General features: G+C 64.7%; 21 protein-coding genes and 1 pseudogene. 8 read left to right on the plus strand and 14 right to left on the minus strand.

The window, feature by feature from the left end:
• Positions 1-155 precede the first annotated feature (155 nt).
• The 8 genes from NKJ00_RS20280 to NKJ00_RS20315 all read right to left on the minus strand — a co-directional run bounded on the left by NKJ00_RS20280 (position 156) and on the right by NKJ00_RS20315 (position 8894).
• Positions 156-1103 carry an ABC transporter permease gene (locus NKJ00_RS20280; protein ID WP_023811208.1) on the minus strand — a complete coding sequence of 316 codons (948 nt, stop codon included), beginning with the start codon at positions 1101-1103 and terminating at the stop codon, positions 156-158.
• Positions 1104-1106: 3 nt separating this feature from the next.
• Complete coding sequence (locus NKJ00_RS20285; protein ID WP_023811209.1) at positions 1107-2087, minus strand: ABC transporter permease; 981 nt, start codon at positions 2085-2087, stop codon at positions 1107-1109.
• A gap of 1 nt (position 2088) precedes the next feature.
• Positions 2089-3558 carry a sugar ABC transporter ATP-binding protein gene (locus NKJ00_RS20290; protein WP_352612962.1) on the minus strand — a complete coding sequence of 490 codons (1470 nt, stop codon included), beginning with the start codon at positions 3556-3558 and terminating at the stop codon, positions 2089-2091.
• 49 nt (positions 3559-3607) lie between these two features.
• On the minus strand, positions 3608-4621 hold the full coding sequence (locus tag NKJ00_RS20295) for an ABC transporter substrate-binding protein (protein WP_023811211.1): 1014 nt from the start codon (positions 4619-4621) through the stop codon (positions 3608-3610).
• Positions 4622-4711: 90 nt separating this feature from the next.
• Complete coding sequence (locus tag NKJ00_RS20300) at positions 4712-5602, minus strand: SMP-30/gluconolactonase/LRE family protein (RefSeq protein WP_352612964.1); 891 nt, start codon at positions 5600-5602, stop codon at positions 4712-4714.
• Positions 5603-5808: 206 nt separating this feature from the next.
• Entirely contained in the window at positions 5809-6777 is a 969-nt protein-coding gene (locus NKJ00_RS20305; RefSeq protein ID WP_352612965.1) for a YihY/virulence factor BrkB family protein, read from the minus strand.
• A 114-nt stretch (positions 6778-6891) separates the two neighbouring features.
• The gene (locus NKJ00_RS20310; protein WP_127318792.1) at positions 6892-7614 is read right to left on the minus strand and encodes a response regulator transcription factor; all 723 of its coding nucleotides are present in this window, start codon (positions 7612-7614) and stop codon (positions 6892-6894) included.
• On the minus strand, positions 7614-8894 hold the full coding sequence (locus NKJ00_RS20315) for a sensor histidine kinase (RefSeq protein ID WP_352612966.1): 1281 nt from the start codon (positions 8892-8894) through the stop codon (positions 7614-7616). The genes NKJ00_RS20310 and NKJ00_RS20315 overlap by 1 nt, the downstream gene beginning before the upstream one ends.
• 401 nt (positions 8895-9295) lie before the next feature.
• Between NKJ00_RS20315 and NKJ00_RS20320 the strand changes: the two are divergent.
• From NKJ00_RS20320 to NKJ00_RS20355, 8 genes and pseudogenes are all read left to right on the plus strand, one after another.
• A pseudogene (locus NKJ00_RS20320) lies at positions 9296-11715 on the plus strand (glucan 1,4-alpha-glucosidase).
• 64 nt (positions 11716-11779) lie between these two features.
• Positions 11780-12793, plus strand: coding sequence for a phosphogluconate dehydrogenase (NAD(+)-dependent, decarboxylating) (gene gnd, locus NKJ00_RS20325; RefSeq protein ID WP_352612968.1), 1014 nt, complete (start codon positions 11780-11782; stop codon positions 12791-12793).
• A 22-nt stretch (positions 12794-12815) separates the two neighbouring features.
• Positions 12816-14192: a glucose-6-phosphate dehydrogenase gene (gene zwf, locus NKJ00_RS20330; RefSeq protein WP_352612970.1), complete on the plus strand. Its 1377-nt coding sequence runs from the start codon at positions 12816-12818 to the stop codon at positions 14190-14192.
• 12 nt (positions 14193-14204) lie between these two features.
• Entirely contained in the window at positions 14205-14924 is a 720-nt protein-coding gene (locus tag NKJ00_RS20335) for an ROK family protein (RefSeq protein WP_352612972.1), read from the plus strand.
• Between the two features lie 215 nt (positions 14925-15139).
• Positions 15140-15601, plus strand: a complete 462-nt coding sequence (locus tag NKJ00_RS20340; protein ID WP_023811220.1) for a Ros/MucR family transcriptional regulator — start codon at positions 15140-15142, stop codon at positions 15599-15601.
• A 180-nt stretch (positions 15602-15781) separates the two neighbouring features.
• Positions 15782-16882, plus strand: coding sequence for an aminotransferase class I/II-fold pyridoxal phosphate-dependent enzyme (locus tag NKJ00_RS20345; RefSeq protein ID WP_352612974.1), 1101 nt, complete (start codon positions 15782-15784; stop codon positions 16880-16882).
• Between the two features lie 162 nt (positions 16883-17044).
• Entirely contained in the window at positions 17045-18283 is a 1239-nt protein-coding gene (locus tag NKJ00_RS20350) for an MFS transporter (protein ID WP_352555159.1), read from the plus strand.
• A gap of 49 nt (positions 18284-18332) precedes the next feature.
• On the plus strand, positions 18333-18641 hold the full coding sequence (locus NKJ00_RS20355; protein WP_023811223.1) for an NIPSNAP family protein: 309 nt from the start codon (positions 18333-18335) through the stop codon (positions 18639-18641).
• 96 nt (positions 18642-18737) lie between these two features.
• Here the strand turns inward: NKJ00_RS20355 and NKJ00_RS20360 are convergent, their stop codons facing one another.
• From NKJ00_RS20360 to hemC, 6 genes are all read right to left on the minus strand, one after another.
• Positions 18738-19454 (minus strand): glutamine amidotransferase, encoded by a 717-nt coding sequence (locus NKJ00_RS20360; RefSeq protein WP_352612976.1) that lies wholly within the window; start codon positions 19452-19454, stop codon positions 18738-18740.
• 15 nt (positions 19455-19469) lie between these two features.
• On the minus strand, positions 19470-19949 hold the full coding sequence (locus tag NKJ00_RS20365) for a tellurite resistance TerB family protein (protein WP_352612978.1): 480 nt from the start codon (positions 19947-19949) through the stop codon (positions 19470-19472).
• A 36-nt stretch (positions 19950-19985) separates the two neighbouring features.
• On the minus strand, positions 19986-21587 hold the full coding sequence (locus tag NKJ00_RS20370; protein ID WP_352630916.1) for a heme biosynthesis protein HemY: 1602 nt from the start codon (positions 21585-21587) through the stop codon (positions 19986-19988).
• 10 nt (positions 21588-21597) lie between these two features.
• A complete protein-coding gene (locus NKJ00_RS20375) occupies positions 21598-23094 on the minus strand; it encodes a COG4223 family protein (protein WP_352630919.1) in 1497 nt (498 codons plus the stop codon).
• A 110-nt stretch (positions 23095-23204) separates the two neighbouring features.
• Positions 23205-23921, minus strand: a complete 717-nt coding sequence (locus tag NKJ00_RS20380) for a uroporphyrinogen-III synthase (protein ID WP_352630921.1) — start codon at positions 23919-23921, stop codon at positions 23205-23207.
• Position 23922: 1 nt separating this feature from the next.
• A complete protein-coding gene (gene hemC / locus NKJ00_RS20385; RefSeq protein ID WP_352630924.1) occupies positions 23923-24849 on the minus strand; it encodes a hydroxymethylbilane synthase in 927 nt (308 codons plus the stop codon).
• Between the last annotated feature and the right edge of the window lie 34 nt (positions 24850-24883).

Below are 24883 nucleotides of genomic sequence, written 5' to 3' on the forward strand. Positions count from 1 at the left end.
GACCTCAACCTCTGCAGACGATAAGTGACAAAACTGTTCGCGATGTCCTCGCACACCTGTTCGCGATGTCTCCGGTCCAAACACCTCCTTGCGGGGGAGATGGCCGGCAGGCCAGAGGGGGGTGCTGTCCCGCCAGCGTCGGCGTCCTGCTCCCGCTACCGCGGCGCTTTCTGCCCGCCCGCCGCCGTGATCACCCCGACAATGATCAGCCCCGTGAGCAGCAATCGCACCCCGGCACTCACCCCAAACGTGTTGAGCATGGTCAAAAGCAGCACCAGGAACAGCGCCGCGCCCCACACGCCAGGCACATTGGCCTTGCCGCCGGCTACCGACGTGCCGCCGATGACGACGACGGCGATCGAGGCCAGCAGATATTCATTGCCGATGTCGACATTGGCGCCGCGGAAATAACCGGCGAGCAGCGCACCGTCGATGCCGCCGAGCGCGCCCGACAGCGTGTAGGTGAGGAAGCGGATGCGGCCGACATTGACGCCGGCGAGCCACGCCGCCCGAATGTTCTGGCCGATCGCCAGCACCGAGCGGCCATAGATCATACGCTGCAGGGCGACGGCCGCACCGATGGTGAACAGCACGGTGAGGATCGCCAGCACCGGAATGCCCAGCACCTGCCGGTTGGCGAAATCGGCGAAGCCCGGCGGCGGCTTGATCTGCAAGCCGCGTCCGTAGCTGATGTCGATCGACTGGATGATGAAGCTGGCCGACAAAGTGGCGATGATCGGCGGGATGCGCAGCGCCCAGATCAGCAGATAGTTGGCGGCGCCGATCGCCGCCCCGCAGGCAAGCGCCGCCAGCAGCCCGACCGCGATCATGGAATCGTTGCCGTCCATCACTTTCATCGCGACGGCGCTGGCAAGGCCGATATTGGCCGGCAGCGACAGGTCGACATTGCCCGGCCCCAGCGTGATGACGAACATCTGGCCGACGCCGACAATGACGGTGAACACCGCAAGCGACAGGGCCGCAGTGACCATGCCGCCGGCGCCATAACCGCCGGTGAAGGCGATCGTCGCCAGCCACACCAGAAGCGCGCCAATGAACGACCAGATCCAGGGTTTGGTGAGCAGCGATTTCACCGATGTCATCGCTCACCTCTCCTTGCGGCTGATCAGCACCCGCGCCGCCAGCACGATGATCAGGATGGCGCCGTTGGCGGCCACCTGCCAGTCGGGCGGGATGTGCATGAAGGTGAGCAATGGCGATGCGGCCAGCGCCAGCGTCAGCGCGCCGATCACAGCACCTATCGGCGATACCCGGCCGCCGACGAATTCGCCGCCGCCGAGGATGACGCCGGCGATCGCCAGCAGCGTGTAGCCATTGCCGATATTGGCATCGGCCGAGGTGGTGATGCCGATCAGCGCCATGCCGGACAGCACGCCGAACAGACCCGCGAGCGCAAACAGCACGATCTTGGTCTTGAGCAGCGACCAGCCGGCGCGCCCGAGTGCCGCCGGATTGCCGCCGGACCCGCGCAGGATCACGCCGTAGGAGGTGCGCATCAGGCCAAAATGAACGATGAGGCCGATCAGCAGCGCGGCGATGATCGGGAACGGCACGAAAGGCGGCTTGAACGCCATCAGCCCGAGCAGCCAGTCCGGCGCCTTGCCGCCGGGTTTGGGCAAAACGAGAATGGCGAGGCCCTGCCAGACGAAGCTCATGCCGAGCGTCACCACGATGGAAGGCAAATTGCGCAGATGGATCAGCGCGCCGAGCAGCGCATAGACACCGATCGATCCGAGCAGGATGGCGGCACCGATGAGCGGCGCGTCCTTCAGCCAGGTCGCCGTGACGCAGCCGACGAAGCCGACGAAGGTGCCGATCGACAGGTCGAGCTCGTTGCCGGCAATGACGAACATCTGCGCGATCGTCGCCAGGGCGATCGGGATTGCCAGGTTCAGCATCAGGCTGAAGCCGAAATAGCTGATGGCGCGCGGGTTGAGCCAGGCGATGGCGAGCAGCACCAGCGCCAGCGACAGCGCGGGCAGCAGCCCGCGCAGCAGGCGCGCGCGGGCAAGCGCGCCACGTTCGGCGGATGTCCTGGCGGCGGTGTCGAGGCTGGCGGCCGTCATCTCAGGCCGCATCGCCGAAGGAGGACTGGATGATCTTCTCTTCGGTCAACTCGTCGCGGCGCAGATTGGCGACGATGCGGCCGTTCTTGAAGACATAGATGTGGTCGCAATTGTCGAGCTCTTCGGTTTCCGTGGTGTACCAGAGGAAGGTGCGGCCTCGGGCGGCCTCTTCGCGCACGAGGTCGTAGACCTCCAGCTTGGTGCCGATGTCGACGCCGCGCATCGGGTCGTCCATCAGCACGATCTGCGCGTCCGAGCCGAGCGCACGCGCAAACAGCGCCTTCTGCTGGTTGCCGCCCGACAGTGAAAAGATGTTGTTGTTCATATCCGGCGTGCGGATGCCGATCTTCTTTTGCCAGAATGCAGCAAGCTCCGCCTCGCGCTGCGGCGAGATCAACAGCCCGCTGCGCAGCCGCGCCAGCGAGCGGATGCCGATATTCTCAGCAATCGACCATTGCGGGAAAATGCCGTCCGACTGACGGTCGCCGGCGACCAGCGCCACAGGTGCCGTCACCTCGATGCCGGTTCGGGCCCGCGACGCCGCAGCGAAGATCGCCAGCAGCAGGTCAGTCTGGCCGTGGCCAGCCAGCCCGGCAAGGCCGATGATCTCCCCGGCACAGGCGACAAGGTCGGTGCCGTCCTTCTGCGCAGCGGGCCGCGCCCGAACCCGCAGCGGACTGGCGGCGGGCTTGGCAGCCGCGATTTGCGCCGCAATCTTCTGGCGCGCTTCCGCGCCGCCCATCGCCGTCACCAGCCGGTCGCGGTCGAAGGCGCTGGCGGCGTCGGCGACAACCACCTTGCCGTCGCGCATCACCACGATGCGGTCGGCGTTGCGCAGCACCTCGCCCAGCACATGCGAGATCAGGATGCAGCTTTTGCCGCCGGCAACGAAGCGGCGCACGAAGGCCAGCAATTGGCCCGCCGTATGCGCGTCGAGCGACGAGGTCGGCTCATCGAGGATGACGAGGTCGAGCCGGTCCTGAGTGGCGGTGAAGGCGCGCGCCACCTCGACCATCTGGCGCCGGCCGATCGACAGGTCGCCGACGATGTCCGACGCCGAAATGCTGTGACCCGGAAAGATCTCGTCGAGCTTGGCGGCGATCAGCTCGGCGGCCTTGCGCCGCCAGCCAAACCCGCGCAGCGAAGCATGGTTGATGCGCGTGTTCTCGGCGACACTGAGATTGGGGCACAGCGACAATTCCTGGAAAACGCAGCGTATGCCGAGTTGCTGCGCCCGTGCCACCGAGTAGTTGTCCTCGGTGTCGCCATGCACGCCGATCTGCCCGCTGTCGGGCACCAGCGTGCCCGCCACCATGTGCATCAGCGTCGATTTGCCGGCGCCATTATGGCCGACGAGACCGACGCACTCGCCGGGGCCGACGTGAAAATCGACGCCGCCCAGTGCGCGAACGGCGCCGAAATGCTTTTCGGCGCCGTTCAGTCTGATGATGTCAGCGTTCCCTTCAGGCATGCTCAACGATATCCGCTCGGCGATACGGACGGCAACGCTGCCGTGACATTCACTTGATGTTGGCTTTGATGGCCGCGATCGCGTCTTCCTGCGTGTATTCGTGGCTGGCGACGCCGCCCTTGGGGATCTTCGGCAGCTCGGCCTCGAAATCGTCCTGTGTGAAGGCCAGGTACGGCACCAGCAGATCGTGCGGAATGTCGGTGCGGCCGTCGAGCACCTGCTGCGCCACCCAGAAGGCCAGGGACGACACGCCGGGCGCGATCGAGGCCGACCAGGTCTGGTAGCCGTCCTTGTCCTTCTGTTCCTTCCACCACTGCAGCTCGTCCTGGCGGTTGCCCATGATGATGGTCGGACGCGGCTTGCCGGCGGCGGCGAAGGCCTGGGCCGCACCGTAACCGTCACCGCCCTGGTCGACGACGCCGACGATGTCGGGCAGCGACGGCAGGATGGTCGCCACCGCCTTTTGCGCCGTCGTCTGGTCCCAGTCGCCGGTCACCGAACCCACGATCTTGAACTCGGGATGGGCGGCGACGCCTTCGAGGATGCCGGCATGGATGGCATCGTCGATCGAGGTCCCGGCAAGCCCACGGATTTCCAGAAGATTGCCGCCCTTGGGCTGGAACTTGGCCATCTGCTCGATTTCCTGCTTGCCCATGTCCTTGAAGTCGACGACGACGCGGTAGGCGCAAGGTTCGGTCACGGTGCCGTCGAAGGAGACGACGACGATGCCGGCATCGCAAGCCTGTTTGATGGCGCCGTTGAGCGCATCCGGCGAGGCGGCGTTGATGACGATCGCGTCATAGCCCTGCAGGATCAGGTTCTGCACCTGTGCTGCCTGCGTCGGCACCTCCTTGTCGGCGGTGGTGAAGATGTCGGCCGCGCCGACGATCTTGTCGGCGACCGCCTTCTTGGTGACGATGCCATAGCTGTCGAGCATCGCCTGCCGCCAGGAATTGCCGGCATAATTGTTGGAAAAAGCGATTTTCTTGCCACTGGTGTCGGCCAGCGCCGTGCCCGAGGCGAGCATTGCCGCCAGAGCGCCCAGAACGAACAGTTTCTTCATGTCGTTATCCTCCCAGATGTGTTGACTGCTGCATTCCCACCGGCTTTGACCCCGGCCTCAACTCTGATTTGAGCACGGATTGTCGCGAGCTCAAAACAGTCTCAATCCCGGCACGCGCACCCTGAGCCGGTACAGCGACGTCGACGCGGTAATGTAGAGGCTTTGCAAATCGTCGTCACCGAAAGTGAAATTCGCGCAATCTTCAGGCGCCCGGATGACGCCAAGAATGGCGCCCGACGCGTCGAAAATGTGGATGCCGCCCGGGCCGGTGCAGTAGAGATTGCCGCGGCTGTCGATCTTCATGCCGTCGGGCGCTCCCGGCCCCTCGCCCTCGGTTACTGCCCACACCGCGCCGCCATTGAGGTCGCCATTGGCTTCCACACCGAACACCCTGATGTGCCCGCGTTCGGTGTCGTTGATGAACAGCCGCGACTCGTCGAGCGAAAAGCAAAGCCCGTTCGGCTGCCCGAAATCGTCGGCCAGCAATGTCAGCCGGGCGCCGTCGCCATCGATGCGGTAGACGCCCTGGAACGGCAGCTCCTGAGAGCGCGGCACGCCATAGAACTCCCTCCGGCCATAGCCCGGATCGGTGAAATAGATCGATCCGCCGGTGGCAACGACGATGTCGTTCGGGCTGTTGAGCTGCTTGCCCTGGTGATGCGTGGCAAGCACGGTCACGCTGCCGTTGGGCTCGGAGCGGATCACGCGGCTCGTCGCATGCTCGCAGGTGACCAGCCGCCCCTGGCGGTCCAGCGTGTTGCCATTGGCCTTGTGGCTCGGCGCGCGGAACAGCTCGATCTCGCCTTCGGCACTGCGGCGATACATCCGGCTTTCCGGAATGTCGGAGAAGACCAGCCATTTCTCGTAGGGGTGCCAGACCGGCCCTTCGAGGAAGCCGAAGCCGCTCGCCAGCGTCTCAATGGTCGCATCGCCGACGACGTCGTCGAAACCGGAATGGCGCGCACGCGCCGACACCGACATCATCGGCTCCCGGCGCGAACAGCCGTGCTACTCCGCATGGTGACGAATGGCATGAGCGCTTCCCGATACAGTCTTCTTGTTGGAGTAGAGCGTAGGCGCGGTACCGACGAGCCGATACGGGTCAAAGCGCACGGCAGACTGTGCGTTTGCACAGTCGCGCAATGGCCAATCGGGGCAGAATGATAGCAGCTACAACGGGTTTTGGACTACGGCCGGCGGACGCTCCACAAAAGCGCGGTAAGGGTTGCGCTCGCGCAAGCCACCGCCACAAGCACGACCACGCCAGCCGAGTTGGACTCCTGTTGTGTTCGAGCTGGGTCATGCTGCGCGGATAAGGGGCTGTGAACCAACGTGTTCAGATCGGACCGGCTGCCGTGCCGAACGGAATAGGCCCGCGTGAACTCGGCACCCAGAAGGAAAATTTCCGACGAGTAGTAAACCCAGAGCAGTATGACGAGCAGTCCGCCGGCGGCGCCATACGAAGACGCAATCGCGCTGGTGCCGATATACCAGCCGATAAGCGATTTCCCCAGTGTGAACAGGGCCGCGGTCCCGACAGCGCCAATTGCCACATCGCGCCATTCCAGGGTTCGATCGGGTAAAACCTTGTAAATGGCGGCAAACATCACGGAGATAAGCGCAAACGAAACGACGCCATTGATCCCGCTGAGTATGATCGTTCCGAACGGCAGATGGGCATTGATGAAAGCGCCCAGTGCCGAAATCGCGGCGCTTGCGATGAGAGAGACCAGCAACAGGAACCCGAGCGCGGCCACCAACCCCAGACTGGCGGCCCGTGCCCGCACCAGACGCGACAGGGAATTGCCTTGCGGTTCGATCTTCCAGATTGTGTTCAACGACTGCTGCATTTCGCCGAAGACACCAGACGCGGCCACCAGCAAGGTGACCAGCCCTATGATCGCGGCCCAGGTGCCGTATAGGCTGCCGGATGCACTTTCCAAGGCAGTCTTGAGGAGATCGGCGCTTTCCGGTCCCATCAGCCCTGATATCTGCGCGGACAAGGCCAATTGTGCGGCATCGTGACCGAAGACGAGACCAGCGATCGCAACCACGATCAGCAAGATCGGCGCCAGCGAGGTGGTGGCATAGAAAGCCATCGCCGCACCATGACTAAGCGCATTATCGTTGATGAAGCCGACTATGCTTTCACGCACCAGGTGCCATGAATCTGTGATTGAGGGTCGCACTTCGGGTCCGCAGGCATCGAGTTGGCGTTCACTAGCAATGCGCCGGACCTTCGGAAGTTCCGGGGCGTGGCCGCCGCTGTTTCAGTGCTCCGCCAGCCAGGCATCGAGCCGGTCCTGTTCGCGGCGCAGTGCGTCGATGTTGATCAGGCCACGCGCCATGGCGAGATAGATCGCCCGCGTCCGCGAGTTGAACACGGAAGCATCGCCGGCGCCGTCCTCCGCCGGCACGATGCCGAGCTTGTCGTAGCAGTGCTTGATGCGGCTCTGCGCACCACGGATCGACAGGCCGCGCCGCGCCGCGATCGCCCGGTCGGTCAGGCCGAGCGCGATGTCGATAAGGCTCTCATATTCGCCGTCGGTGATGCCCTCGAACTTGTCCTGCACGCGGTGCTGGATGCCGCGGATCTCGCGGTCGATGATGCAGTGGCCTTCGCGGAAAACCCCGCGCAGGGCGGACCGCATGCCCTCCTCCGTCGCCGATTTGAGCACATAGCCGTAGACCGAGCCGGGCGGCACGATGCGCGCCACGCCGCGCACATAGGCTTCGTCGGCGAAATTCGACCAGAACAGGATGTGCGTGCCGGCGCGGCGGTTCCAGATCGCCTTGGCAACTTCGATTCCCGTCGCCTTCGGCATCTGCAAATCGAGCACGACATGCAGTGGCTCGCGTTCGGCCGCCAGGTTGATGGCGTCCTCGCCGTCACTCGCTTCGATGACCTCGACGTCGCCGGGCCACAACTGCTCCACCGTTCGCCGCGCGAAGCTACGGTGCAGCCCGTCATTCTCGGCTATCATCACAAGCATCACATGGCCTCCGATACGGCGAGCTCGCCAGGAACCGCTGCAGCCGCCGCCAGGTCTCGCGACGGCTGGCGGTCGATCTCGACGACGACACGGGTGCCGCCGTTCTTGCGGCCGGCCTGGCCGATACGCAGCCGCGCCCCGATAAGGGCTGCCCGCGTGTGCATATGGCCGATGCCGCCATACGCGGCCGGATCAACAGCGCCGCAGCCCTGGCCGTCATCCGTCACGATCACCCGCAGCACGCTCGCGGTCGACGCCAGCAGCACGTCGATGCGGTGCGGCGCGGCATGGCGCACGGCATTGTTGATCGCTTCCTGCACGATCCGGTAGAGCGCGGTCCGCACTGGCTCGGACAGGCTGTCGGCGCCACCGTCGCTGGTGTCGGCGATGCGCACGGCGATCGGCGGCTTGGCCCTGGCGACGCTGCGGTTGAGATGCGCCTCGACCGCGTCGCGCAGGCCGAACAGTTCGAGCACACTCGGCCGCATGTCGTCGACGATGTGGCGCAGTTCCGTCAGGCAGCCGGCGACCTCCTTTTCGAGATCGGCAAGCTGTGCCGCCCGCGCCACGCCCTGGCCGCGAAGCGCCGAAAGCTGGCGCGCGATGCGGGCGAGATCGGCAAGCGTCTGGTCATGCAGGTCCATGGCCATGCGCCGGCGTTCGCGCTCCATGCCTTCGGTCAATTGCGAGGCGCCGACGCGCAGCAGCTCGACGCGGTTGCGCGCCTCGCTCTCGGCCAGCATGGCGCGGCGCGCCTCCTCAGTCTGGATCAGCGCGAAGATGTAGGGCGCGATCAGGTCGGCGCATTGCTGGGCGACCGCGACATCGGCAAGCGTGTAGCAGTCGACCTCGTGCCGGCTGATGTTGAGCGCGCCGATGATGCCGCCCCGCGCCCTGAGCGGCACGACGATGCGGCTGCGCAGCCTGGCGGCGAAGATCGGGCCGTCGATAGCGGTGGCGAAATGGAACCGCTCGTCGCTCAACGCGTCGTCGGCGAGCAGATAGGGGACTTCGCCCCACAGCACCGAGCGGATCGGGCTGACTTCGGTCGGCAGCGGATGCTGGGCAAGCTCGCTCCAGCTGGTGTGGAAGCCGGCTTCGTAACAGGCGTGCCGGCGCCCGTCATGCGACAGCACCGCCAGATCCATGTGGTCGTGCGGAATGAGCGAGCCGATCTCGATGGCGGTCGCGCGGAACGCCGTGCCGGGATCGATATGGCCGGCAAGCGCCCGCGATATCGCCAGCAGCCGGTCGATCAGGACCAGGGACACTTCCGCCATTGTTTTCACGATCCTCCCGTGCCGCGAAATAGTGGACGCATGCCGCCGCCGCTGTCAACGACGGCGCCGTTGGCCATAGGGCCCCGCACTCAGCTTGACAAAAGAGCTGACGACAGCTCGGCGGTGTCGGCAGCCTTGTGGCGGTATAGGAATTTTTTCTTGACTGCGTGCCCTCAGCTATGGTACATTTTTGTCCATGGTGCTGATTTGCGCCAGTGACCCGCCGCACAGGCGGGTTTTTCGTTTGATGCTTCGTCAGCTACGCGCGGGCGAAGGCTCCGAAGAAACCCGTCAGCCCGAGTTCGTTGCCCTGCCGTTGGCCCGCCCGATCAACTTGCGGTGCAATGATTGTAAAGGGTTCGCGTCCTGGTCTAGGGAGGAGGCCAGGAGACCGAAACAGAATGCCAGTGACGCAAAACGTTGCTCCGGGCGCCCCGGGAATCCCGGCGCGCTGGACATCAAGCGCCAAGAGTGGCGTCGGAACGTCGCTTTCGCCGGCCGGCCGGATCTGGTTCACGATCAGCCACGGCATCCTCAACGAAGTCTACTATCCGCGCGTCGACAGCGCCTGCACCCGCGACCTCGGCTTGATCGTCACCGGCCCCGGCGGCTATTTTTCGGAAGAGAAACGCGATGCCGTGCATACGATCGAACCGTTCGAGGACGGCGTGCCCGCCTACCGGCTGGTCAACACGGCGAATGACGGCGCCTGGCGGATCGAAAAGCGCATCCTCGCCGACCCGGAGCGCCCGGCGCTGCTGCAGGAAATCACCTTCACGGCGCTGAAAGGGATGCCCGGTGACTACCGCGTCTACGCGCTTCTGGCGCCGCATCTGGTCAATGCCGGCATGGGCAACACCGCCTGGGTCGGCGAGCACGAAGGAAAGCCCGTGCTGTTCGCCTCGGGGCGCGGCTCTTGCCTGGCGCTGGCCTCGTCGCTGCCCTGGAAGACCGGTTCGGCCGGCTATGTCGGCTTTTCCGACGGCTGGCAGCAACTCCACAACATCGGAGAACTCGATCCGGCTTGCCAGCGGGCCGAGGACGGCAATGTCGCGCTGACGGGCGAGATCGGCTTTTCCGCCACAGAGACCAAGGCCTTGCTGGCGCTTGGGTTTGGCGCGACATCAGACGAGGCCGCGGAACATGCTTTCGCCAGCCTGAAGCAGGGTTTTGAACCCGCGGCGAAATCCTACCTCCAGAACTGGCGCCAATGGCAGACTGGCCTGCTGCCGCTAGATCGACACACGGCATCATCGGGTATCAACAGCTATCGCACCAGCACCGCGGTACTGGCGATGCACCGGTCGATCGCGACACCGGGCGCCGCGGTCGCCAGCCTGTCGATCCCGTGGGGCTTCAACAAGGGTGACGACGACCTCGGCGGCTACCATCTGGTCTGGCCACGCGATCTGGTCGAGACGGCGGGCGGCTTTCTTGCTGCCGGCGATGCTGCCTCGGCCCTGCAAATCCTCGATTACCTCAGCTCCATCCAGCAGCCGGACGGCCATTGGCCGCAGAACGCCTGGCTCGACGGATCGGCCTATTGGCCCGGCATCCAGATGGACGAATGCGCCTTTCCGCTGCTGCTGGCCGATGCTTTGCGCCGCGCCGGCCATTTGCCGCGCGCCAGGCTCATGACCTTCCTGCCAATGATCGAGCGCGCCGCCGGCTATGTCGTGCGCAACGGACCCGTCACCGGCGAGGACCGCTGGGAAGAGGATGCCGGCTACAGCCCGTTCACGCTCGCCGTCGAAATCGCCGCACTGCTTGCCGCGGCAGACCTGCTCGACGCCTGCGGCAAGACAGACGCCGCGACCTATCTGCGCGAGACATCAGACGTCTGGAACGACCAGGTCGAGCGCTGGACCTACGTCACCGGCACGGCGATCTGCAGTCAAGTCGGCGTCGAAGGCTACTATGTCCGCATAGCACCACCCGACAGTGCCGAGGCCGGTTCGCCGAAGGACGGCTATGTCCCGATCAAGAACCGGCCGCCCGGCGACACGGATCGGCCCGCCAAGGAGATCGTCAGCCCGGATGCACTGGCACTTGTCCGTTTCGGTCTGCGGCGGCCGACGATCCGCGCATGACAGACACGGTTAAGGTCATCGACGCGCAATTGCGCTGCGATCTGCCGCAAGGGCCGCTCTGGTACCGCTACAACGGCGATGGCTATGGCGAGCACGAAGACGGCGCACCCTTCGATGGCACCGGCCAGGGTCGCCCCTGGCCGCTGCTGGCCGGCGAACGCGCCCACTATGAGCTGGCGGCTGGACACGAGGAAAAGGCAGCCAGCCTGCTGGCAGCGCTGGAAGGCTCGGCCGGACCGGGCGGCCTGTTGCCGGAGCAGGTCTGGGACGGCGCCGATCTGCCGGAACGCGAACTGCTGCATGGCCGCCCCTCGGGCAGCGCCATGCCGCTGGTCTGGGCGCATTCGGAGCATATCAAGCTGCTGCGCTCGCTGCGCGACGGCGCGGTCTTCGACATGCCGCCGCAAGGCGTCAAGCGCTATATCGAGGACAAGACCGTATCCCCGTTCAGAACCTGGCGGTTCAACAACAAGATCCGCACGGTCCCAGCCGGCAAGACGTTGCGCGTCGAAGTGTTGGACCCGGCTACAGTCCACTGGAGCACCGACAACTGGGCGACCGCCCATGACAGCCAGACGGTAGAGAACGCCTTCGGCATCCATCTTGCCGATCTGCCCGCGGCAAGCCTCCCCGAGGGAAGCACGCTGACCTTCACTTTTCTCTGGCCCGGGACCGGCGATTGGGAGAATGTCGACTTCTCCGTCATATCGGGCGACCAAGATGGCCAGTAGATCATAGCCAGTAGACCTTCCCCCGATAAACCCCGCAAATCTCCAAGCAAACAGGGACGAAACCATGCAGATCGGAATGATGGGACTGGGCCGGATGGGCGCCAACATGGTCCGCCGCCTGATGCGCGACGGCCACGAATGCGTCGTCTACGACATCAACCCGGCCAGCGTCGCGGCTCTGGTGACCGACGGCGCGCTGGGGGCGGCTTCAATGGAAGAATTCGTCGGCAAGCTCGCCAAGCCGCGCTGCGTGTGGCTGATGCTGCCGGCAGCCATCACCGGCAGGATCATCGACCAGGTGGCGGCCCTGATGGAGCCCGGCGACATCGTTATCGACGGCGGCAATTCCTACTATCACGACGCCGTCGACCAGGCCGCGAAACTGGCCGGCAAGGGTATCCATCTTGTCGATGTCGGCACCAGCGGCGGGGTCTGGGGCCTGGAGCGCGGCTATTGCCTGATGATCGGCGGTCCCGATGTGGCGGTGCAATACCTCGATTCGGTCTTCGCCACGCTGGCGCCGGGCGCCGATGCCGGCTCCAATCCGCCTGCGGATGCCGGCACCGCGCCCTTCGGCTATCTGCATTGCGGACCGAGCGGCGCCGGCCACTTCGTCAAGATGGTGCACAACGGCATCGAATATGGCGTCATGGCCGCCTATGCCGAAGGCATGAACATCCTGAAGTCGGCCAATGCCGGCAAGCGGCAACGGACGGCGGACGCCGAGACCAGTCCGCTGGAAAACCCGCAATACTACCAGTTCGACATCGACCTTCCCCAGGTGGCCGAGGTCTGGCGGCATGGCAGCGTTATCGGCTCCTGGCTGCTCGACCTGACGGCCGGCGCGTTGAAAAGCGATCCGGGCCTGGTGAATTTCGGCGGCCGCGTTTCGGATTCCGGCGAAGGTCGCTGGACGCTGAAGGCGGCTATCGACACCGGCGTGCCGGCTCCGGTGCTGTCCTCGGCGCTGTTCGACCGCTTCTCCTCGCAGGGCGAATCCGAATTCGCCGACAAGCTGCTCTCCGCCATGCGCTATGCCTTTGGCGGCCATGTCGAGAAGCCGAAGGCCGGCAAGTGACGACACGGGGAAAGACACGCGCATGAGCCAGGAACGGTCCGACACGCTGGTGCTCTTCGGGGCCACCGGCGACCTCGCCTACAAGAAGATATTTCCAGCCCTTTACCAGATGGTCGCCAAGGGCACGCTCACCGAGCCGATGATCGGCGTCGCCTTCGACGCCTGGGATCTCAAGCAGTTGCAGGCGCGCGCCCGCGACGGCATCGTCAATGCGCTCGGCAAGATCGACGAGAAAGCGTTCGCCAAATTCGCCTCGTTGCTGCGCTACGTCAGCGGCGACTACCGCGATGGAGCGACGTTCGAGAAACTGAAGAGCGCGCTCGGCACCGCACAGCGGCCGCTGCACTACATGGCGGTGCCGCCGACCATGTTCGAGACCGTCGTCCAGGGGCTGGAGCAATCAGGCACCGCGCATGGCGCACGGCTGATGGTGGAAAAGCCCTTCGGTCACGATCTGCAATCGGCGCGCTGGCTGAACCGCGTCCTGCATCTGGTGTTCGACGAACAGTCGATCTTCCGTATCGACCATTATCTGGGCAAGGAAGCGATCCAGAACCTGCTCTATTTCCGCTTCGCCAATTCCTTCCTCGAGCCGATCTGGAACCGCAACTACGTCGAAAGCGTGCAGATCACCATGGCCGAGGATTTCGGCGTCGAGGGACGTGGCCGTTTCTATGACGATGTCGGCTGCATCAGGGACGTCATCGAGAACCATCTGCTCAACATCCTGTTGCTGCTTGCCATGGAGCCGCCTGTCGGCCGTTCCGCCGATGACCTGATCGACGAGAAGGTGCAGGTGCTGCGCGCCATCCGCACGTTGACCAAAGACGATGTCGTGCGTGGCCAGTTCACCGGCTATCTCGCCGAACCCGGCGTAGCGCCGAACTCGCCGGTCGAGACCTTCGCGGCGGTGCGTTTCTTCGTCGACACCTGGCGCTGGCAGGACGTGCCGTTTTTCATCCGCGCCGGCAAGAACATGCCGGTGCACGTCACCGAAGTGGTGGTGCGGCTGAAGCGGCCGCCGCTCGATGTCTTCGATCCGATCAAGCCCGCCGACCAGAACTACGTCCGCTTCCGCATCGACCCGCAGGTGGTGATCGCCATCGGAGCACAGCGCAAGGCGCCGGGCGACGACATGATCGGCGAGCAGGTGGAATTGACGGCGCTCGACGACAGCAAAAGCGACATGCCGCCCTACGAGCGGCTGATCGGTGATGCCATGAACGGCAACGGCCAGCTGTTCACCCGCCAGGACGCCAGCGAACTGGCCTGGCGCATCGTCGGCCCGGTGCTTGGCGACACCACGCCGCCGCACCTCTACGAGCCGCTCACATGGGGACCCGCGGACGTCATGGCCGGGTTCGGACCGCCCAATGGCTGGATCGATCCGGTGAAGTGAGAGGATCACACGATGGCCAAGAAAGTGAAGCAACCAGCATCGGGCACCGAGAAGCCGGACACTGAAAAAATCGTGCTCACGATCGACATCGGCGGCTCGCACGTCAAGATCCTCACCAGCGCCGGGGGCGAGGAGCGCCGCGCCGATTCGGGGCCGGGCCTGACGCCGCGGCAGATGATCGATACGGTCAACAAGCTCGCCGAAGGCCTGTCCTACGACGTCGTCTCGATGGGCTATCCCGGCCCGGTCAATCACAACAGGCCGCTCGCCGACCCCGCCAATCTCGGCACGGGCTGGGCTGGATTCGACTTTGCGGGCGCGTTCGGCAAACCGGTGAAAGTGGTCAATGACGCGCTGATGCAGGCCATCGGCAGCTACGAGGGCGGGCGTATGCTGTTCCTCGGGCTCGGCACCGGTCTCGGTGCGGCGATGATTGCCGACAACGTCGCCCAACCGATGGAACTCGCGCATTTGCCCTACAAGAAGGGCAGGAGTTTCGAGGATTATGTCGGCGAACGCGGCCTGGAAAAGCGCGGCAAGAAGAAATGGCGCAAATACGTCTTCGACGTCGTCGACCGGCTCCGTGCCGCCATGCAGCCGGACTATGTCGTGATTGGCGGCGGCAACGTCGACAAGCTCGATGAATTGCCCGCCGACTCCAGGCGCGGCGACAACACACGCGCCTTTGAAGGCGGGTTTCGTTTGTGGCGCGACAAGGCGCTGATAGTCTGATACTGTTATTGTTTAATATAGTTGTTCAAAATAACGTGTGATATGCCATCAAGTCGTTGCAATACGCAGATTTGCCGACTAGGAATTCCGCGCTACACCAACGCCATTCGTCCCGTGGACGCACGAAGGACGCCATAGCATTTTGATTTCGCGCATGATCCTTTCCGGAAGTCGAATCCGATTTTCAGGTCATTCGCTGTAGACGGAGAAATAGAGTGACCGACGATAGCAACAGTGCCCGTAAAGACATCGATCTGCTCGAGCTGACCGCTCACATCGTGTCCGCTTACGTCGAGAAGAACCGCTTGCCCGCCTCCGGCCTGGCCGACCTCATCGCCAGCGTCAGCGCCTCGATAAACGGGCTCGGCAAGCCTGCGGTCCCGGTGGCTGCCCCCTTGGTCCCGGCGGTCAACCCCAAGAAGTCGGTGACGCCCGATTTTATCATCTGCCTCGAAGACGGCAAGAAGTTCAAATCGCTGAAGCGTCACCTGGGCGTGCATTTCGGCCTGACGCCGGACGCCTATCGCGCCAAATGGGGCTTGCCGTCGGACTATCCGATGGTCGCTCCCAACTATGCGGCCTCGCGTTCGCTGCTGGCGAAATCGATCGGCCTCGGCCGCAAGGCGGCCCCCGTGAAGGCACCCGCCAAGGGCAGGAAGGCCAAGGCCTCGGCCTGAGGCATGTCGCCCAAAAGTGCGCAGCGGTTTTGGGACGACGACCTGCCTAAAGCAGAGATCTAGTTCAGTCCTGAGCCAACAGTTAGGACGACTGGAACAGAAGCCTGCCGGCGAATCCGCCTTGGCAGGCTTGATGTTTTTATGGCTTGGATGGACGGACGGGGCCTTGGGGAGCGAGCCATGAACTACACCAGGATGGTGATCGAGAAAGAAGCGCCGGAAGAATACGGCTACGACCGTATCCGCTACAATCTTTCGGAAAGTTCGATCGCCGACCACAAGCTCTCCGACATCGGCCTGTCGCTGCCTGATCTCACGCTTTTCTATGGCGAGCATCGCGGCGACAAGCAGTTGCGTGCCCTGATCTCGGCGCAGGATGCCGGCATTTCACCGGATGATGTCCTGGTCACCGCCGGTGCCGCGGGCGCGCTGTTCATCATCTCGACCTCGCTTTTGTCGGCCAATGACCATCTCGTCGTCATCAGGCCCAACTACGCCACCAACATCGAAACCCCAAGGGCGATCGGCTGCGCGATCGGCTTTGTCGACCTGGCCTTCGAGGAAGGCTTTGCCATCGATGTCGAACGCGTCAAGGCGGCGATGCGGCCGGACACGAAGCTGATCAGCGTCACCTGCCCGCACAACCCGACCGGCACGATGATGAGCCGAACCGAACTCGATGCCCTGGTGGCGCTTGCCGAAAGCAGCAACTGCCATCTGCTGGTCGACGAGACCTATCGCGACCTCTCCTACGGCCGGCGGCTGCCGACCGCTGCCTCGCTGAGCCCGAAGGCGATCAGCGTCTCGTCATTGTCCAAGGCCTTCGGCATTCCCGGCATCCGCATCGGCTGGCTGATCACCCGGGACGCGGCGCTCCAGGAAAAATTCCTCGCCGCCAAGGAGCAGATCGGCATTTGCGGCAGCGTTATCGATGAAGGCATTGCACGGGGCATGCTCGAGCGCCGGGACGCTTTCCTGGCGACGCTGCTGCCCGAAATGGCCAAGCGCCGCGACATCGTCCAGGCCTGGATCGATCGCGAACCGCTGGTCGACTGGGTGCGGCCCGAAGGCGGTGTCGTAGGCTTCCCGCGCCTCAATGTCGAACCTGGCTTCGACCTCGACCGGTTCTATGTGAATCTGCTGGAAAACCATGGCACCTATGTCGGGCCCGGCCACTGGTTCGAGATGGAGAAGCGCTTCTTCCGCGTCGGCTTTGGCTGGCCGACGGAAGCCGAATTGCGCGGCGGCCTTGATGCCATCTCCGCCGCGCTGCGGCAGTAACTTACGCGTGCCGGTGACGGAGCAGGCTGAAAATTCCTTGATCCAGCACTGATTTTAACGCATATCCGCTGCGAACTGAGCTAAAAGTTCCGCCAGCCGGACCAGCGCCCATCGTGGAAGTGCCCCGCCAGCTGACGTCACTGCAACGGGGCCTCTTAAATCATGACAGCAGAACAGATATCGCCGGATCAGCGCTATGCCGCGTTCCGCCATCGCTCCTTCCTGAGCTATTGGGCGGCACGTTTCCTCACCACATTCGCCACCATGATCGTGTCTGTCGCGGTCGGCTGGCAGGTCTATGATTTGACGCGCGATCCCTTCGATCTCGGCATTGTCGGCATCGTTCAGTTCCTGCCTTCACTGCTGCTGGTGCTGGTCACCGGCGTCGTCGCCGATCGCTTCGGCCGCCGGTTGATCATGGCGTTGGCGACTGTGGTCGAGGCATGCTGTGCGCTTGTTCTCCTGTATTTCACGCTGCGGGGCCTCGTCAGCCCGCTGCCGATCTTCATCGTGCTGGCGCTGTTTGGCCTGGCGCGCGCCTTTTACGGACCGGCCTCGTCGTCGCTATTCGCCAATTTGGTGCCGCCGGAGGATTTCGGCAATGCGATTGCCTGGAATTCATCCGCCTGGCAGACGGCGACTATCGTAGGCCCGGTTGCCGGCGGCCTTCTCTATGGAGTCTCGCCCGAGATCGCATACGGAGTGGCCTCTGTGTTGATGCTCGTGGCGGGCCTGCTGATCTTCACCATTCCCAAGCCCGCGCAGCAGGGCGTCACCGACAAGCCGACGATGGAAACGCTGTTTGCCGGTTTTCGCTATATCTGGAGCGAGAAGATCGTGCTCGGCGCCATCTCGCTCGATCTCTTCGCCGTGCTTTTGTCTGGCGCCTCGGCGCTGCTGCCGGTCTATGCCCGCGATATTCTGGAACTCGGCCCCTGGGGCCTCGGCCTGCTGCGCTCGGCGCCGGGCATCGGCGCCATCTGCGTCGCCGTCTGGCTTGCCGGTCACCCGCTGCGAGACAATGCCGGCAAGATCATGCTCGGCTTCGTCGCCGCTTTCGGCGCCTTCACCGTGCTGTTCGGCCTTTCGACCATCACCTGGCTGTCGATCGTAGCCCTTGCCGGCCTCGGCGCCACCGATATGTTCAGCGTCTACATCAGGGAGACCCTGATCCAGCTGTGGACGCCCGACGAGGTGCGCGGCCGCGTCAACGCCGTCAACCAGGTCTTTGTCGGAGCCTCCAACGAGGTCGGCGAATTCCGCGCCGGCACGATGGCCGCACTGATCGGCACGGTGCCGGCCGTGGTGATCGGCGGCATCGGCGCCATCGCCGTCGCGGGCCTGTGGATGGTGCTGTTCCCGCAACTGCGCAAGGTGCGCCACCTCAACGGACGCAACTGATCTCTTACGGCTGACAGCCGACATGCCTCGCCTATACACAGGAGCTCCCATGATCACTTGCTACCTGAAATATGTCATCGACCCCTACAAGCTTGCCGAGTTCGAAGACTATGGCCGTCGCTGGATAGGCCTGGTCAACCGCCTCGGCGGAAACCATCACGGCTATTTCCTTCCGAGCGAGGGGGCTAACAATGTCGCTTTTGCCATGTTCAGCTTCCCGAGCCTCGCCGCCTACGAGGACTATCGCAAGCGTATGGCTGCCGACCCGGAATGCCAGGAAGTGTTTGAAATGGAAAAACGCAATCGCAGCATTCTCAGCTACGAGCGCAGCTTCCTGCGGCCGGTGCTCGAACCTTGATGCATGTCGCAAAGTGGCCCCGGTTTTGGGAGACCTACATGCATAAAGACAAAGACCTAAAGCGCGGCGCCTGAATCCGTTCAAACGCGACGCGCTTTAGCCATTGCTCGGCTTGCCGAAAATCATCCGCAAAAACTCGTCCAGCCAGCGCTTGAGATGCATGTCCCAGATCAGCCGGCCGCCGAGATGATCGCGGCCGGGCTGGGCACCGGGCAATTCGAAGCGATGCGCGCCGCGCACCACCCAGCGCTGCATCATCACCCTGGTCAGTTCGCCATGGAACTGGATGCCCCAGGCATTGTCGCCGTAACGGAAGGCCTGGTTGGGATAGGTTTCGGCGGTCGCCAGCAGCGTCGCGTCCCTGGGCAGCGAAAAACCCTCGCGGTGGAACTGGTAGACCATCTCCGGCCAGTGCATCAGTTGCTTGCCGGCTTCGGTCGCCTTCAGGGGATACCAGCCAACCTCGACCAGCCCTTCACCGTGTCCTTCGACCTTGCCGCCGAGACAGTTGACCAGCATCTGTGCGCCGAGACAGATGCCGAGACATGGCCGGTTCTCCCTCAGCGGTATTTCCAGCCAGCTGGTCTCGCGGCGAACGAACTCGTCCTCGTCATTGGCGCTCATCGGGCCGCCGAACACCACCGTGCCGGCGTGGTCGTCCAGTGTTTCGGGCAAGGCGTCGCCAAGCGGCGGCCGGCGAATATCGAGGTCGAACCCTTCTTCCAGCAACATGTGGCCGACACGCCCCGGGCTCGAACTCTCCTGATGCAGCACGATCAGGATCTTTGGCTTCGAACTCGTTTGGCGCGGCATGGGAAGGCGAAGATCCTATTCGTCGCTCGATGTTCCGGTGGCGCCCGGCGCGTGCGCCGCCGCCTTGCGGCGCGCCTCGACGCGATCATGGCGTTCGACGCCGATCAGCTCGGCGACGCGCCAGACGGTGTTGTCCTCGAGCTCGTGCAACTCGCCGTCGGCATAGACGATTTCCCACATCAGGCCGATGAAGGCCTTGCGCGCATCGGCATCGAGATGGCGCTTCAGGACGCTGGTGAAGGCATAGAGATCGATCGCCTCATTGTCGGCCCGCTCGCCGGCGGCGGCAAGCGCTTCGAGTTCCGTGCCGCTGATCGAATAGCTCTCCGCCAGCACCGCTTTGAACCGCTCCCACTCGACATCCTGGCGCACGCCATCGGCGTTCATCACATGGTAGAGCAGCGCCGAGGCAGCGATGCGCGGATCGTCCGTGCTGGCATGCGTGCCGGCACCGGCCGGCAAATCCCTGAGAAACGACAGAACGCGTTCAAACATAGATCCATACCCCAACGGCCTGACGGCCTGCCCAACTCAAAACAACCGAAACCGGCGCGGCGATTTCTCCGCTTCCTCGTCCGGATCGACGCCGGGATCGTCCGGCAGCCGCGCAAGCTCCTCGGCCGGCTCGACGCCCTCCGCATCACTCGGCACCGCGGCGAAGGCCGCTGCCGTGATCGGCCTGACATGATCCTCGTGGCGCTCGGCATCCTTGCCCGCAAACGTGTCAGGACCGGCATCATCGATCACCTCGATCGGCCTTTTTTCGCTCGTCGGCTTTGCCAATGCTTCGATGACCGGCGCCGCACCGGCTGGCATGTCATCATGGCTGTCGATCAACTGGCCAAGACGCTCCATCGGCGCGCGCCACTCGAAGGCATCGAGCCGGCCGGTGATCGGCGATACCGGCGCCCAGCGTTCCGATACCACGCCGTCTGCGACCCAGGCCGGATCGCGCGGCGCCCGCACCGCCCTGGACAGCAGCTGCCGCACCTTGCCCTGATCGCCGGTCTCGGCCTCCTCGATGTCTGCGAGCAGCAGATAGGCGCCCTCGCGGCGGTCCATCCGGATCGCCGCCTCGGCCTCGCGGCGGGCGGTCGAATAATCCTGCGCGTCGAGCGCGGCGCGCGCCACCGTCATCGAGGACTCGGCGTGGTTCTTCTTCATTTCCTGCAGCTTCTTCGCCCGGTTGAGGCGGTCGAGCACGGCGTCGCCCAGCCTTGCATGGGTATAGAGCTCGGCGACCTCCGGATGCGGCTCGGCCTTCCACGCCGCCTCGAGTATCTTCGAGCCCTTGCGCACATCGTTCTGCTTGAACAATGCGGCCGCGGCGGCAACGGCGGCGGGCGCGAAGTCCGGCCTGAGCTTGTTGGCCTCGATCGCCGCCGTCCTGGCGGCGGCGGGATCGCTGTCGGCAAGCGCCTGCGCCTTGGCGGTCAGCAGCACGGCGCGGCGGCGGTTGGCGGCATCGCGTTCGATCTGCCGTGTCGATTTCTGCGCGTCGACCAGTTTCAGGGCGCCGTCCCAGTCGCTGCGCGCGGTCAGCTCTTCCAGCGTCGATTCCGCCGCCCAGGCCAGCTGCGGCGCCATCACCGCGGCACGGCCGGCATAATGTCGGGCGGCGTTGCGGTCGCCGAGCCGTTCGGCTTCCAGATAAAGCCCGCGCAAGCCCAGCAGCCGCATCTCGGGATCGTCGAGCATGCTTTCGAACTTCTGCCGCGCGCCTTCATGATCACCTTCGAGCAGCGACGCCTGTGCTTCCAGCAGGTGGATCAGCGGCTCCTGGTCGGAACGGATCAGCTTAGCGGCTTCCTTGGTCTTCTTGCGGGCCAGCGCGCCATCACCGGCGCCGGCGGCAATCATGCCGGTCGACAGCGCCTGATAGCCACGGTCGCGGCGGCGGACACGGAAATAGCGCGAGATGGTGTAGGGACTGTTCCACAGCGACTTGAGCAGCCACCACAGGATCATCACCGCGGCGACCACGGCAACGACGGCCACCGCCGCCACCATCAGGCTGACCTGGTATTGATAGCCGTTGAAAGTGACGACCATGTCGCCCGGCCGATCGGCCAGCCAGGCAAAGCCCAGCCCGAGCGCGAAAACGACGATGAGGAAGGCGAGCAGGCGGATCATTGTGTTGCCCTCATGCCTTCATCGCGCCCGAGATCAGCGCATCGACCTGGGTTTCGACCTCGATGCGTGCCTTCAGCTTGCCGGCAAAGTCCGCGCCAGCGGCCTTGGCGGCCTCGGGCAGCGTTTCATACTCGCTGAGTGCCTTGGCGTAGTCGCCCTGGTTGACCGCCGCCTCCATGCGCGCGACGGTTTCCGGTGCGCCGGCGCCTTCGACGGCACCGATCGGCCTGACCTTGACCAGCGATTCGGCGCTCGACAGAAGGCTCTGAACGAAGCCGGCATTCTCATCGACGGGCGTCGCGGCTATGACCATGGCATTGGCGGCGGCATCGGCCTGCGATGCGATCTCGGCGCGGGTCGGAACGCCCTTTTCAGCATAGGGGCGCAGGGCCGCAAGCTGCGGCGCATCGGGCGAAATCGCGGCAAGGGTTTCGAGTTCGGCCGAAAACGGCCCGCCACGCTCCAGCGCCGCCTTCAAGGCGGACGCCGCGATGGCAAGCGCGATCTTCGGCTGTCCCGCCGCCGCTTCGACCTTCCCGGACAGCTGCGACACGGACTGCTCCAGCGCTGTCAGCCGGCCCTCCTGCGCCGTCGCCGCCTCGCCGGCCGACTTCACCAGCGCGTCGAGGCCTGCCAGTTTCTCGTTGAGCGGACCGAGATCGACCGGCGCCGAGCTGCCGGCCTTGCCGAGGGCGGCGACCGCCGTCTCGATCTGCGCGACCTTGTCGCCCAGTGCGGCGACCCCGGCTGCGTCGCCTGCTCCACCTTTCTCGACAGCCGATTTCAGCGCCGCCACATCGGCCTTGACCTGTTCAAGGCCCGAGGACAGGCCGACCATCTTGGCCGCTCCATCGCCGTTGCCGCCGGCGTCCTTCAAACCGGCGATTTCGGTCTTCAGCGAGGCGATGTCGCGATTGACGCCATCGAGCGAGACGCCGGCACCGGAACCCGGCGCGCCGAGCAGGCCGGCAAATTGCAGCCCGCCGGCGCCGACCAGCGCGATGACGCCGCCGATGATGCCGGCGGCGACGCCGTTGAGGCCGCCGCGCTTTTCAGGTGGTGGCGCCATTTTCTCGTCCCGTGTCTCGGGTTTTGCCTTGTTGCCGTCGGTCTGCGTGCGCTTCGCCGATGCGTCCTCGAAACTGTAGTCATAGGCTTTGGTCTTGCCGGCCGGCGCATCGGACGATCCGGGCTCGTCGGACGATCCGGGATAAGGGATCTCGGCCTCGCTAGCGGGCTTTGTCGCCGCTGCCGGCGGCTGCCCCGGTTCGGCCCGGGCGTCGGTATGCTCCCAGGGCTCGAGATCGGTCTGGTCGGCATGAACCGGCTCTTCGGGAACCTCGGGCTGCGAAGCGTTCGCTGCTTCCTCGGCCTTCGCCTCGTCTGTCTGAGCCCCCTGCCTGGCGGCGTCCTCGTCGGCGATGCGTGAGACGGCGCCCGGTTCGAGATCGATGGTCACCGGCTCGCGGCGGCTTTTCGAGTGTCGCATCTTCGGCGTCTTGACCATGCCTGGGCTCCGCACAATTCGCTTCGTCTCAACGCCTGGCGGCGCATGATGGTTCAGAAAGGGTCTAGCACATCACCAAGCGGTGAAAAGGGGCGGTGTGATGACGCGGCTCAGCGCGGCGCCTGCAAAAGCGCCAGCAGCACATCCTCGTCGGGTTGCGCGGCAATGCGGATCCTTTCGCTGGCGACACCGTCGAAGGCTGCGGCGATGCGCGTGGAAAGCGCAAAAACCCATGTTTTTTCGAAGAGACCGCGCAGAGCGGGCCGTCTTGCCAAGGTCTGCATCGCCGCCGCCGCCTTGGCTGAATAGAGCAATACCGCGTCGGCAGGTTGCCCGGACAGGCATTCGAGGATGACTTCGTCCGGATAGCCCACTGTCAGCGTGTCATAGGTCTCGACGGCGTGGACCCGAACGCCCGCCGTTCCGAGCCTCTGTTCGAACGCCGGAAAACGCACGCGCCCGCAGAGGTAGACAATCGTCTTTCCAGAAAAATCGGCGGCGAGCCTGTCGGCCAGCGCCTCCGCATCGCCCGGGCCTTCACTGACCGACAAAAACCCCGCTCGACGCGCCGCTTGCGCCGTCCTTTTGCCGACCGCATGGCAAGGCAAGGCGGCGAGCGTCGCGATGATTTCTTCCGGCGCATGGCGCACGGCATTGGCGCTGGTGACGGCCACCGTGACGGCATCGTCCAGGGTCAGTCCGGCGGCGGCGGGCAACGCCTTTGTTTCGGTCAGGGGCAAAAGAACCGGCTGAAAGCCCGTCTCCTCAAGCCGATGCGCTGTGCGCGAAGCACCCGGTTCCGGCCTGGTGACCAGGACGCGAAGCATTTCAGAGCCAGCCGTCGAAGAACTTTTCGCCGGCCTTGGCGCGCACGCTCCGGGCCGCTTCACCGCCGATGCGGGCGGCGTCTTGCGCTGGCCCCTGCAGCTCGACCGTGTGCGACTGCATGCCGTCGGGCGAGATGATCAGCCCTGCGAACGACAGCTTTCCGGCCGCTATCGCCGCATAGCCGGCGATCGGCGTGCGGCAGGAGCCATCCAGCGCCGCCAGGAAGGCACGCTCGCAGGCCAGCGCCTGGCCGGTCGGCACATCATGGACGGCTGCCAGCATCTTTTCGACATCGCGGTCGCCGATACGGGTTTCGATGCCGATCGCGCCTTGCCCCGGCGCCGGCGGGAAGACATCGAGCGGTATCAGGTCGGTGACGACATGCTCGAGCCCAAGCCGCTTCAGCCCGGCATAGGCCAGGATCGTGCCCGCGGCGACGCCTTCTTCGAGCTTGCGCAGCCGCGTCTGCACATTGCCGCGGAACATCACCACGTCGAGATCCGGCCGCATCCGGCGGATCAGCGCTTGCCGCCGCAGCGACGACGACCCGACTTTCGCCCCGCGCGGCAGTTCGGCGATCGTCTTCGCCGCCTTGCCGACAAAGGCGTCGCGTGCGTCCTCGCGCGGCAGGAAGGCCGAGAGTTCGAGACCGTCGGGCAGTTGCGTCGGCATGTCCTTCGACGAATGCACGGCGATATCGATCCGGCCCGCCAGCAGCGCCTCCTCGATCTCCTTGGTGAACAGGCCTTTGCCGCCGGCTTCCGACAGCGGCCGGTCCTGGATGCGGTCGCCGCTGGTCGAGATGACGACCACCTCGAACGCCTCCGCCGGCATGCCATGCGCGGCCATCAGCCGCGCCTGTGCTTCCTGCGCCTGTGCCAGCGCCAGCGGGCTGCCGCGTGTTCCGATTCTCAAGATTGTTTGCATGGCGCGCAGTCCGTGATAACCCCCCGGCAAGCGA

Origin of the sequence: Mesorhizobium sp. M0227, from assembly GCF_040321855.1 — a bacterium.
Taxonomy (GTDB): domain Bacteria; phylum Pseudomonadota; class Alphaproteobacteria; order Rhizobiales; family Rhizobiaceae; genus Mesorhizobium.